Annotated in this window: 11 protein-coding genes and 2 tRNA genes; 6 read left to right on the top strand and 7 right to left on the bottom strand. The window is 67.0% G+C overall.

The features are described from left to right. The 5 genes from OEX18_14750 to OEX18_14730 all read right to left on the bottom strand — a co-directional run. The coding region (locus OEX18_14750; protein MDH4338527.1) for a hypothetical protein at positions 1-1,496 on the bottom strand (1,496 nt) is incomplete at its 3' end. Continuing rightward, positions 1,493-2,509, bottom strand: a complete 1,017-nt coding sequence (locus tag OEX18_14745; protein ID MDH4338526.1) for a 2-dehydropantoate 2-reductase — start codon at positions 2,507-2,509, stop codon at positions 1,493-1,495. The genes OEX18_14745 and OEX18_14750, both read right to left, overlap by 4 nt. A gap of 26 nt (positions 2,510-2,535) precedes the next feature. Further along, a complete protein-coding gene (locus tag OEX18_14740) occupies positions 2,536-3,963 on the bottom strand; it encodes a rhodanese-like domain-containing protein (GenBank protein ID MDH4338525.1) in 1,428 nt (475 codons plus the stop codon). A 98-nt stretch (positions 3,964-4,061) separates the two neighbouring features. Next, positions 4,062-4,922, bottom strand: coding sequence for a class I SAM-dependent methyltransferase (locus OEX18_14735; GenBank protein MDH4338524.1), 861 nt, complete (start codon positions 4,920-4,922; stop codon positions 4,062-4,064). Between the two features lie 76 nt (positions 4,923-4,998). Beyond that, positions 4,999-5,073 (bottom strand) — tRNA-Glu (locus OEX18_14730). A 123-nt stretch (positions 5,074-5,196) separates the two neighbouring features. On the opposite strand from OEX18_14730, the gene OEX18_14725 reads away from it, so the two are divergent. The 4 genes from OEX18_14725 (at position 5,197) to OEX18_14710 (ending at position 8,615) form a co-directional block, all read left to right on the top strand. Next, on the top strand, positions 5,197-5,640 hold the full coding sequence (locus OEX18_14725) for an Rrf2 family transcriptional regulator (GenBank protein MDH4338523.1): 444 nt from the start codon (positions 5,197-5,199) through the stop codon (positions 5,638-5,640). 166 nt (positions 5,641-5,806) lie between these two features. Continuing rightward, complete coding sequence (locus OEX18_14720) at positions 5,807-6,247, top strand: cytochrome C oxidase subunit II (protein ID MDH4338522.1); 441 nt, start codon at positions 5,807-5,809, stop codon at positions 6,245-6,247. Next, positions 6,247-7,926, top strand: a complete 1,680-nt coding sequence (locus OEX18_14715; protein ID MDH4338521.1) for a cbb3-type cytochrome c oxidase subunit I — start codon at positions 6,247-6,249, stop codon at positions 7,924-7,926. The genes OEX18_14720 and OEX18_14715 overlap by 1 nt, the downstream gene beginning before the upstream one ends. Further along, a complete protein-coding gene (locus tag OEX18_14710; GenBank protein MDH4338520.1) occupies positions 7,923-8,615 on the top strand; it encodes an SCO family protein in 693 nt (230 codons plus the stop codon). The genes OEX18_14715 and OEX18_14710 overlap by 4 nt, the downstream gene beginning before the upstream one ends. A gap of 89 nt (positions 8,616-8,704) precedes the next feature. Here the strand turns inward: OEX18_14710 and OEX18_14705 are convergent. Then, a tRNA-Gln gene (locus OEX18_14705) sits at positions 8,705-8,778 on the bottom strand. Positions 8,779-8,942: 164 nt separating this feature from the next. Between OEX18_14705 and OEX18_14700 the strand changes: the two genes are divergently transcribed. Both OEX18_14700 and OEX18_14695 read left to right on the top strand, forming a co-directional pair. Further along, positions 8,943-10,181, top strand: a complete 1,239-nt coding sequence (locus OEX18_14700; GenBank protein ID MDH4338519.1) for a threonine/serine exporter family protein — start codon at positions 8,943-8,945, stop codon at positions 10,179-10,181. Next, a complete protein-coding gene (locus OEX18_14695; protein MDH4338518.1) occupies positions 10,178-11,404 on the top strand; it encodes an aminotransferase class I/II-fold pyridoxal phosphate-dependent enzyme in 1,227 nt (408 codons plus the stop codon). Before OEX18_14700 ends, OEX18_14695 begins: the two co-directional genes overlap by 4 nt. A 12-nt stretch (positions 11,405-11,416) precedes the next feature. Here the strand turns inward: OEX18_14695 and OEX18_14690 are convergent, their stop codons facing one another. Further along, the gene (locus tag OEX18_14690) at positions 11,417-11,548 is read right to left on the bottom strand and encodes a hypothetical protein (GenBank protein ID MDH4338517.1); all 132 of its coding nucleotides are present in this window, start codon (positions 11,546-11,548) and stop codon (positions 11,417-11,419) included. Positions 11,549-11,683 lie beyond the last annotated feature (135 nt).

Below are 11,683 nucleotides of genomic sequence, written 5' to 3'. Positions count from 1 at the left end.
AACATCGACTGCACGTGCAGCACCGGATCCCCGTGGTAGGGGAACTCGGGTCCATACAGACGCGCGCGCACCTGGCCAAAGGCGGCCGCCGCACCCTCGGCGTTGCCGGTTTCGAACGCGGCATAGCCACTGAGGAAGGTGCGCCGCGCACCGGCACCCGCGTTGACCGCGGCCGCGGTTGAATCCGCGGCGAGGAGCGTGAGGGCTTCCTGCTGGCGCTGCTGTCCAATGTCGGCAAGAGCGGTCAGTTCGGCCACGTCCAGCGACATGACGCGCGACCACAGCAGCCAGTCCCGGTCCCGGGACAGGGCCTCGATCACGGTGGCCGCGGACTCGAAGTCGCCACGCAGGATTTGGATGCGCGCGCGCGCGATCCGCACCGGCACCTCGCCGAACCCGGTGATCCATCGCTCCACCACGTTCTCGGCATTGTCCGCCTGGCCGAGCTGGCACAGGTAGTCGACCAGCCGCAGCGACAGGGTCAGGCCGCGGCCGGTGGCGCCACCCAGCATCGCCAGGCGGATGGCCTCGTCCATGGCATCCATGCCCGCGTCGAACTCGCCGTCCACGAAGTCCACGAAGCCGATCCCCTCCTGCCCGATCGAGCGCAGCACCGGCTCGTCGAACAGCAGCAGCTTCTCATAGCTCACCCGCGCCGCCTCGTACTCGCCGGCGTCGGAGTAGAGCAGGGCGCGCGTCATGATGGCGGGGATGCTGCTGGGATCCAGCAGGAGCGCGTTGTTGCAGAACTCCGCCGCGCCAGCGCTGTTGCCACGGGCCATCTCCACCTGCGCCAGCAGGACGTAGGGGAACGGCTCCTCGCCGTACATGCGCGCCAGCTCGCGCGCCGCGTCTGCGGCGGTTTCCAGCTCTCCCGCGGCCACCGCGTGCCGCACGAACAGCTCCACCACCGGACCCACGCTGGCATCGGTTCGCATCAGCGGCTTGAGCTGCCGCGCGCACTCCTCCAGCCGGCCCATCTGGAAGAAGGCGAGTGACAGGTGGTAGCGCACCTCGGGTGTGTCACTGGCCCGCAACGCCTGCGCAAAGGCGTCAACCGCACCCTCGTAATCACGGTCGAGGTACAGGAGCCCCAGCCCGGCGGCATAGCTGGTGTCGTTGCCCGCGGTGGCCATTGCGCGCATGATCGCGTAGCCGAGGGCGTCTTCGTCGTCGATGAGCGGGTGCGCGTACGCGTCGGCCAGCCGCGTCCAGGCGCCGGTCCGGTTCGAGTCCGCCAGCACCGCGTGCTCGAGCACCACCGCCGCCTCGCGCACGCGCCACATGCGCATGAACTCGACGCCCAGGTCGTACAACTCGTCCGGATTGGACGCGTCGAGCTGGGCAGGATCGATGGTGGATACGTCGGGCGACACCGCGCCGGGGAATCGCGGGCCGGAGGGGGGCACCTGGCGTTGCGGCTCGATGGACTGCAGCAGCAGGAAGCTCCCCGCCAGCAGTATCACCAGCAGCAGGCCATAGACGAGGGTCCTCATGGCTCTTCGCCGCTCCGTGACGGCCGGCGCGCCACCGCCTCGAGCAGCTCGGTCAGCCGCAGCTTCTCGGGCCCGGTGCCGGAGTCGTGCAGGCGTCGCGCGGTCTCCAGCATGGCCGCGTTGAACGGGGTGGGCACCCCGTGTTCCCGCCCGAGCGCGATGACGGGCTCGTGGATGTACTCGGACTCGATGTGCGGCCGCTTGAGATAGAGGTCCTGCCACAGCGAGTTGTGCACCTTGACCCCGTGCTCGGCCCGCCGCGCCCGCGGCCGGCGCAGTTCGGCGATCATCTCGTCTATGGTCGGGTCACGCCCGTCGCACGAGCGTGCCCTGATCTTCGCGGCCTTGAAGACGCGGCGCGTCTCCTCGAGGATCGCCGCGCTCAGTTCCTGGAACTCGTTGCTGTCGTGGTCGCGCGGGTCAGTGGCCGCGTGCAGGACGGTCTGGGTGTTGAGCGCCAGCTTGAGCCAGATGTCGCTCTCGATGGTGCGCGAAGACGCGGCGTCAAAGCCGGCCCCGCGAAACGCCAGGGCGAGCGCGCGGCTGAACGCGTCGCTGCCCTTGGGGTGCACGCCCACGATCACGCGCCCCATCCCGCGGAACGACGCGTTACCGGGCTGCAGCATGGAGCACGTCATGCGCACCACGCCGCCGTAGACGCGGGTGAATGTTCCGGCGGCGATGGCCTCCGCACCCACGCCGTTCTGAAAGCAGACGACGGGCATGTCGACGGGAACGATCCCCGACAGCGTCGCAATGGCCGCTTCCACGTCGTAGCGCTTTACGGTGAGCAGGATGCAGGCGTCGGCGGCCACATCACCCCGGGCAAGGGCCGTGACCACGCGGGGGTGAGCCACGTATTCGCCGGTGGCCGACTTCAGGCGCAGCCCGTTTTCTTCGACCGCGCGCGCCAGGGGCGGGCGCCCCACCAGCAGCACGTCATGATGGTTGACGGAGAGCATGCCGCCCAGCACGCTCCCCACCGCTCCCGCGCCGAATACGACAACCTGCATGGCATCACTCCGGGGTGGGTTCCGGACTAGGCCGTCGCGACCGCTCCTCCGCGTGCGGTCCACGACTCGATACCGCCGGCCACGTTGGTCGCGCGGTACCCCATTCGATCCAGCAGCCCGGCGGCATACGCCGAGCGGCTTCCGGTGCTACAGTAGACGATCACGGGCCTGCCCCGCGGTACTTCCTGGATACGCTCGAGCAGGCGCGTGTGCGCGATGTTGTGGGCGCCCGGAATGCGCCCCTCTTCGGCCAGCTCCGCCGCGCGGCGCACGTCCAGCAGGAAGGCCCCGCCGGCGACGGCCTGCTCCACCGCAGGGGCCTCGATTTCCGCAACCGAGGCCACCTTGCCGCGGCGCGCGTATTCCTGGAACATCTCAGGCGTCGCGTAACCCGCAATGTCGTCCAGTCCCACGTGCACCAGGTCCACCACCGCCTCGCGCAGCCGCGCCTCCTCGACGATCAGGTACATCACCATCTTCTCCGGCACGTACGAGCCGGCGATGGTGTTGAAGGCCCGGTTGAGCGGTGTGAAGAGCGAGCCGGGCAGGTGCGCCTTCGCGTACGACGCCCAGTCGCGCGTGTCGAGCACCGCCACACCGGTCGCGCCGCTCAAGTCCGAGAGCTTGTTGGGCGACACCTTCTTCGGCACCGGCAGCCTGCCCAGCACGCGCGGTCCGCCGCGGTTGTCGCGCTTCATGCGTGCGAAGTACAGCGGCGGCTCGGGCTGCCCGTCCAGGATGTATGCGACGAACGCGTCCTCGCTGGTGGCGGCGAGCAAGGCGGGGTTCACCACCAGTTCGTAGCCCACCGTTGACATCGGCACCGCACCGAGCGCCTTGCCGCACGCACTGCCCGCCCCGTGACCGGGCCACACCTGCACCGACGGACTCAGCGCGCGGAACTTTTCCAGCGAGCGGTACAGCGTGCGTGCGCTCGTCTCCATGGTGCCGCTGTGCCCCGCCGCCGTCTCGAGCAGGTCGGGCCGCCCCAGGTCGCCCACGAATACGAAGTCGCCGGAGAGGAGCCCCATAGCGACCGGCGAACCCGACGCGGTGTCGGTGACCAGATAGCAGAGATGTTCGGGGGTGTGACCGGGTGTGAAGATCACGTCGAAGCGGATGTTGCCGACCATCAACTGGTCGCCGTGCATCAGGATGCGGTGCGCGTAGTGGCTTCCGCGCAGCCACTCGAACTGCCAGTCGCTGCCGCCCTCGCCGGACGCGTACACGGTGACGCCGGGGCGCTCGGCCATTTCGCGCAGGCCCGAGAGATAGTCGGCGTGGATGTGGGTGTCGGCGGCGGCCACGATGCGCAGGCCGTCCTGCGCGGCAATGTCGAAGTAGCGGTCGACGTCGCGCATGGGGTCGATGATGATGGCCTCACCGCTGGCCTGGCAGCCGATGAGATAGGCGTACTGGGCCAGCTTCTGATCGAATATCTGGCGAAAATACATGGAGTTAGCTCCTGGTGACCCGGGGCCCTCGAAGCAGGTTGCGGGGCGGGGCCGCGGGGGATGCGACCCCTCCATGATGCGCCACGGGGCGCCGCGTGTCATGCCCGTTTTTTGGGTGACACCCCCGCCACGAAGTACGCGATCCAGCCCTCGGCGTTGGTGGCGGTGCGCTGCAGGCGGAACTTGCTGTTGCCGAAACCGCTGCTGCGGTCGATTTCTTCCCAGTAGATCGTCACGTCGTTGAAGCCGGCCTCGGCCAGCAGTTCGAGGATCTCGGGAATCGACCACAGGCGCCAGTCGTAGGTGAAGGCGCGGCGGATGCCGCCGCCGTCGTGGAAGTCGAAGTGAATGTGATACACGCCGTTGTTGGCGATGGGGTCGAACTTGTCCTGGTGCCAGATGTAGGTGAAGCCGGAGTGGCGCGTGCGCTCCTCCATGGGCTTCTGCGCCTCCCAGCCGCCGAAGATGTCGCCGATGAAGAGCCCGTTCTTCCGGAGCGACTTGCGCGCGGCAACGAAGTACTCGCGCAGCGTTTCGCGCGTCTTGAAGATGTTGTAGGAGAAGTTCAGCGCCGCCACCAGGTCGGCCTTGGGGCGGGTGACGTGCAGTACATTGGCACGGATGAGGAACACGCGCTCACGCTCGTCCTTGTCGAGCGTCTTGAGGTTGTGTTCCTTTCCCCAGCGCAGCGTGGGCGCGTCCAGGTCCACGCCGACGGCAATGTTGTCGTCCCGCAGCTGCACCCACTCGCGCGCGATGAGCGCGGTGCCGCAGAAGTCCTCCTTGAGGATGCGCGGCTTCTTGCCGTTGCGCTTGCGGTACACGCGGTCGAAGAACTCAAAATGAACTTCCGGGCTCTGCACCGATTCCTGGTAGAGCCAGTGGCGGTCGCGCGAGCGCGGACCGCGCGGTTTGGTCCTGGTGGTGCGGCGGCGTCTTGTTTGCGTGCGGGTGGCCATGGGATCCAGTCCTTTCGTACGCAGCCGGGCGGGCCCGGAAAAGAAGAGACCCGCCTGCAGCGGGTCCCGAATGAGATGGTAGCCCCTAGGGGAATCGAACCCCTGTTTTATGGCTGAGAACCATACGTCCTAACCGCTAGACGAAGGGGCCGTCAACCAGAGCGGACAGGATAAGGGGCCGGGGCGCCGGTGTCAAGAACCCGTTGGGTTGACACGATATCCCGCCGCGTGGTAGCGTCCGCGACATTCAGGTCCAGAACTCCCGGGGGCGCTTATGATTCACTCGACGGCATGTGAATATGCGATTCGTGCGATGACCTACCTCGCGGCATTCGAGCCCGGTCAACGGGTGCTCGCGCGCGATGTTTCAGCGCACGAGAAAATCCCCGGGCCGTTTCTCGGCAAGATCTTTCAGACACTGGTTCGCGCCGGGTTGCTCACCTCCAACAAGGGCCCCGGCGGCGGCTTCGCGCTCGCGCGTCGCCCCACTGAGATCGCACTGTTCGACATCTATCAGGCCGTCGACGGCACCACTTATCTCGACGCGTGCGCGGTGGGTCTCGCGCGCTGCTCCGACGAGACGCCGTGCCCGCTGCACGACCGTTGGAAACCGATCCGCGAACGGATCCGGCAGTACCTGCAGAGTACATCGCTCGCGGACATGGCGGAGGCAACCGAGAAGAAGCGCGCCGCCATGCCACCCAAAGAGCGTCACTAACCCCGTCAACCCGCCCCGGCCGGGAAGGAGGATCCCGTGGAACAACAGAAGTTCGTTCCCAGGGGCGCCATGGCGTCCTTCATCGGAATGATCGTGCTCTACGTCGTAATCTGGTTCTCGGTCTACTTCGTGATGATCGGACGATAGGCAGCGGAAGGAGTCGTCGATGGATCGGTCTGAGAAGCGCGTGCTCGTGATATCCACCTGTCTCATGCTGGTGTTCCTGTCGGCGGTGGTCTACTCCGTATTCGGGCTGGGGATGGACCTGCCCACCTGCATCACCGACGTGGAGCCGTACACGGAAGGCCACGTCATCCAGCGCGCTCCGCTGCGCTACGAGGTGCAGTACGTGGCAAAGATGTGGGCCTTCGACCCCCCGCTGCTGGAAATCCCCGCCGGTTCCACGGTGGACCTGTACCTCACCAGCATCGACGTGGTGCACGGCTTCCAGATCGTGGGCACCAACACCAACCTGATGGCAGTTCCGGGTGCGGTGAACGGCACCCAGGTGACCTTCGACCGGCCGGGTGAGTACCGCGTCATCTGCCACGAGTACTGCGGTGTCGCGCACCAGACCATGTACGCCACCATCAAGGTGGGCGTCTGATGGAGGGATCGATCAAGGTCTCACCCAGCCTGCGCCGGCTCATCCTTGCCGAGGTGGGCATCCCGACCGTCCTGTTGATCTTCGGCATCTACCACGGCTTCGTGCAGACACTCTACCGGGCGGGGATCATCAAGTCGGCGAGCTTCATGGGCATCGAGTACTACCAGGGGCTCACCCTGCACGGCGTCATCAACGCCATCGTCTACACCACCATGTTCGCCATCGCCTTCGGCCACGCGCTGGTTGCGTACTACCTGCGCAAGGAGCCCAATGCAAAGGTGGCCTGGGCGTCGTTCTGGCTGATGACGGTGGGAACGCTGATGGCGGCGGTGCCGATGTTCACGGGCAAGGCGTCGGTGCTGTACACCTTCTACCCGCCGCTCAAGGCGAGCCCCCTCTTCTATATCGGCGCGGCACTGCTGGTGGTGGGCTCGTGGCTGGGCTTCTTCTCCTGGATTCCGCGCTACCTGTCGTGGCGCCGGGAAAACCCCGGCAGCAAGACGCCCATGGCCATCGTGGGCATCTTCACCACCTTCATCGTGTGGATGATCGCCACCCTGCCGCTGGCCTACGAAGTGCTCGTCATGCTCATTCCGTGGTCGTTGGGCTGGGTGAACGGCATCAACGTGCCGCTGGCGCGGGCACTCTTCTGGTTCTTCGGACACCCGCTGGTGTACTTCTGGCTGCTGCCCGCCTACACCATGTACTACGTGATGCTGCCGCGCGTGGCGGGCGGCAAGCTCTACTCGGACTTTGCCGGGCGATTGACGTTCATGCTGTTCATCGTGCTGTCGGCGCCGGTGGGTGTTCACCACCAGTTCGGTGAGCCCGCCATCAGCACGCAGTGGAAATGGCTGCACACGCTGCTCACCTACGGTGTCGCACTGCCCAGCTTTGTAACCGCCTTCACGCTGGCCGCGTCGCTCGAGTACGCGGCGCGGCTGCGGGGCGGCAAGGGGCTGTTCATGTGGTGGGGCAAGCTGCCGTACCGCAGCCAGGAGAACTACCTGTTCGCGTACTTCTTCGCCGGGCTCATCCTGTTCCTGTTCGGCGGCATCACCGGCATCCTCAACACGTCGTACACGGTCAACGCGGTGGTGCACAACACGTCATGGGTGCCGGGACACTTCCACACCACGGTGGGCGGCCCGGTGTTCCTGGCCTTCATCGGCATGACGCTGTTCATGGTAACCAAACTCACCGGCAAGCCGGTTGCGTACCCGCGCCTGAACGTGTGGGTGCCGTATCTGTGGCTGCTGGGTGTGGCGTTCTTCTCGTCGGGACTGATGGTCTCGGGGCTGACCGGCGAACCGCGCCGCACCAACATGGGGCTCACCTACACCAACCCGGCCTCGGAAGCGTTCAACGCGGACTGGTCCGCGGCGGCCGGCATAACCGCGTTCGGCGGGTTCATCATGCTGCTGTCCATGGCGGCCTACTTCATCGTCTTCTTCGCCACCCTGGGGACCCCGCGGCGGGCCGAGCCCGCGCTGGAGTTCCCCACCTCGGAGGCCTACCTGGACGAGCCCGCGCGCGTCACCACCAACTTCAAGCCGTGGATCGCGGCCGCGGTGGTGGTACTGCTGATCGCCTACGGCCCCACGCTGTACGACGTGCTGCGCGCCACCTTCTTCTCCTCGGTGCCCTTCGATCCGGGCAGCCCGGCCCCGCTGCGATGATCCGCGCGCTGGGAATTGCCGTGCTCGCGGGGGCGCTCACCGCCCCCGCGCTGCGCGCGCAGGAACCGGTGACGCCGCCGGACATCAGTCAGACGCGCGGCGAACTGGTGCCCAACGTGACGCTGATCGACGAAGACAGCACCACGTTCCACTTCGCCATCCTGCAGGGCAAGCCCATCATCGTGAGCGCCATCTTCACCAGCTGCCCGCACACCTGCAGCTTCATTACCTCGAGTCTGCGCGACGCGCTGGCGGAAATTGGCGAGCCGGGCGTGGGCTACGAGGTGCTGACCATCTCCTTCGACCCCGCCGACGGCCCCGCCCAGATGCGCAACTACCGCGAGCGTCTGGAACTGCCGGCAGGCTGGCGCCTGGCGGTGGCGACACCGGAGAACCTCACCGCACTGCTGGACGCCATCGACTTCCACTACCTCTCCATGGAGGGTGGTGGCTTCGCCCACGCCAACGTGATCACCATCCTCGACCCGGAGATGCGGGTGGCGGGTTACATGCACGGCGTCACCTACAACGCCGGCGACCTGCGCAAGGAGCTGGAACGCGCGGTGCGCGGCACCTCGCTGGTGCACAAGGCCCGCCCGCTGATCTTCGTGATCGGAGTGCTGGGCGTGATCGTGATGACGGTGGTGCTGGTGGCGACGGGCCGCAAGCAGCGTCCCGCGAGCGCGTAGACCTGACCTGGCGGACCATGAGCGGAGAAGCGGTATCACGCGCGCCGGTCGAAAAAAGGACGCCCGGCCTGACGGCCGGGCGCTGCGACTGGTTGGGGGGGGAGGATTCGAACCCCCGTTCACTGATCCAGAGTCAGTTGTCTTGCCCCTAGACGACCCCCCAGCACCACCGTATTGAAAAGCAGGCCTTTACGTTACCAGCCGCGGCGCGCAGAATCAAGGCCCGCATTGAACGCCATGTGGAAACAGCTCAAAGACTCCCTCTGGCGCGTGCCCGGGCCCGATGTGGCCCGTCCCGAGGGCCCCGCGGGGCCGCCGGGCGGGGGCATGCCCGCACCCCGGCCCCACCGCGAGAGCCCCGCGCTCATCGAGCAGCTCGCGCGCGCCCTGCACCGCTACGGCTATTCCGCCCAGCAGATCGAGGACGCGCTCACCCTGGTGGCGGGCCGGCTGGGCGTGCGCGGCGAGTTCTTCGCCACCCCCACCGCCATCTTCGCCGCGCTCGAAACCGCCGACCACGACGAGACCATGCTCATCCGCGTTGAGCCCGGTTCGGTGAACCTCGACAAGCTCTCGCGCCTCGACCAGCTCACGCGCCGCATCGCCGACGGTGAGGTGAGCGCCGCCGAAGCCTCGGCCACCATCGACGCCATCCGCAGCGAGCCGCCGCGCTTCAAGGGCAAGACACGCGTGCTCGCCACCGCGGTGGTGTCCGCGGCCTCCGCGCGCTTCTTCGGCGGCGGCTGGCGCGAGATGTGCGTGTGCGGCGTCATCGGTTTCATTACCGGCGTACTGGCGCTGCTCTCGGTGCGCGACGCGCGCTTCCGGTTGTTCGAACCGGTGGCCGCGTTCGTCGCCGGCGTGCTCGCATCCATGGCCGCGGTGGTGCTCGCACCCACCTCGGCGTACGTGTCCATGGCCGGCGGCCTGATTGTGCTCTTCCCCGGCCTCACCCTCACCATCGCCATCAGCGAACTCGCCACCCAGCACCTCTCCTCCGGCACCTCGCGCCTCATGGCGGCGGCGACGCTGTTCATGTCCATCGGCTTCGGCGTGGCGGTGGGGTTGAAGGCGGGCGCGGCGGTGTTCGGCACGGTGGCGGCGGCCGCACCCATCGCGCTGCCCGCGTGGACCACGGCGATTGCCGTCCTGATGGCATCGCTCTCGTTCGTGGTGCTCTTCCAGGCCTCGCCGCGCGACATCGTCTGGATCCTGGGGGTGTGCGCGCTGGCCTTCGTGGGCGCGCGCGTGGGGGCACAACTGCTGGGGGTGGAGACGGGCGCCTTCGTGGGGGCCATGCTGGTGGGCATCGCCAGCGGGCTCTACTCGCGCAACTTCGACCGCCCTTCCGTGGTCACGTCCACGCCCGGTATCATCATGCTGGTGCCGGGCAGCGTGGGCTTTCAGAGCATCACGGACATGCTGGCGCGCGACGCCGTGTCCGGGCTGCAGACTGCGTTTACAATGATCATGACCGGCGTGGCCCTGGTGACGGGGCTGTTCATGGCGCGGCTGCTGGTTCCGCGCCGGCGCTGGGTAACCTGGTGGCCGCGCAAGGAGAGATGACCGTGTCCAGTTTCGATCCCATGCGATCCATCGCCGCCATCCGCCACGAGTTTGGCGAGCACGGCGGTGTGAACATGTCCGTGGAGGTGAGCACCACCTTCACCGTAATGAAGGCATCCGTGATGCCAGACATCTTTCACGGCCTGCTCGGCCCCGACAACGCGGGCTGCTACCTGTACGGCCGCCACTACAACCCCACCGTGTACGCGCTGGCGCGCCAGCTGGCCGCCATGGAGAACACCGAGTTCGCGTACTGCACGGCCAGCGGCATGAGCGCCATCGCCGCCACCATTTTTCAGTTGTGCAAGGCGGGCGAGCACGTGGTGGCGAGCGACACGCTCTACGGCGGCACCTACGCGCTGCTGCACAACTTCCTCCCCGAGCGCTCGGGCGAGCGCACCACCTTCGTGGACATCAACGATCTCGCGGCGGTGGAGAAGGCGTTCACCAGGCAGACGCGCGTGCTGTACGTGGAGACCATGGCCAACCCCACCCTCGAGATCGCCGACCTGCCGGCGCTGGCGAAGATTGCGCATAAGCACGGCGCGGCGCTGGTGGTGGACAACACCTTCTCCCCGCTCATCGTGACCCCCGCGCTCCACGGCGCGGATGTGGTGATCCACAGCATGACCAAGTACATCAGCGGATCGTCGGACATGATCGCGGGCGTGGTGTGCGGCAACAAGGAGTTCATCTCCAGCATGATGGACGTCACCAGCGGGGCGCTCATGCTGCTCGGCCCCACCATGGACCCGCGCCTCGCCTTCGAGCTGAGCACGCGCCTGCCGCACCTGGGCGTGCGCGTGGCCGAGCACAGCCGGCGCGCGCTGGCCATGGCGGAGTTGTGTGAGAGCCGCGGCGTGCGCGTGCACTACCCGGGCCTGAAGACGCACCCGCACCACCAGCGGCTGGCGGGCCTGCGCAACGAGGGCTACGGCTGGGGCGGTCTCTTCTCGCTGGACTTGAAGACGGTGGAGCGGGCGAACCGCTTCATGGAGTACCTGCAGAACAAGCGGCAGTTCGGATTCATCGCGGTGAGCCTGGGCTTTACGGATACTCTAATGTCGGTGTCGGCGAGTTCGACCTCGAGCGAGATGAGCCCTGAGGATCTGGAGCGCGCGGGGATTTCGCCGGGGCTCTTGCGCATCTCCGCCGGCATCACCGGCACGCTGGAGCAGCGCCTGGAACAACTCGGCGACGCAATCACGGAGACGCTGGGGTAGCAGAGCACCACGTCACGGCGACGCTTCGATAGCCGCCCAGGCCATCGATTCGTTGAGCAGTGCGTCGTAACTTTCGCCAAATGCTTTTTGCGAGGCGGTGTTGAGGTCGGGGTTGTCGGCGAGCGCGTTGATCCACGCCGCCATCGCCTTCTCTCCGTGCTTCTTGGCGCCGGCAGTGGAATACCATCAGGGAGCAGCTAACGCAGCACGGTCATCTTGATGACTGAGGAACGCGTGTCCGTGGTGGTTCGACAGAAGTAGACCCCGGCCGCGACGCGG

Source organism: Candidatus Krumholzibacteriia bacterium (genome assembly GCA_029865265.1).
In the GTDB taxonomy this organism is placed as follows: domain Bacteria; phylum Krumholzibacteriota; class Krumholzibacteriia; order WVZY01; family JAKEHA01; genus JAKEHA01.
The sequence above is the reverse complement of the archived record's forward strand: the minus strand, read 5'-3'. Positions and strand labels throughout refer to the sequence as shown.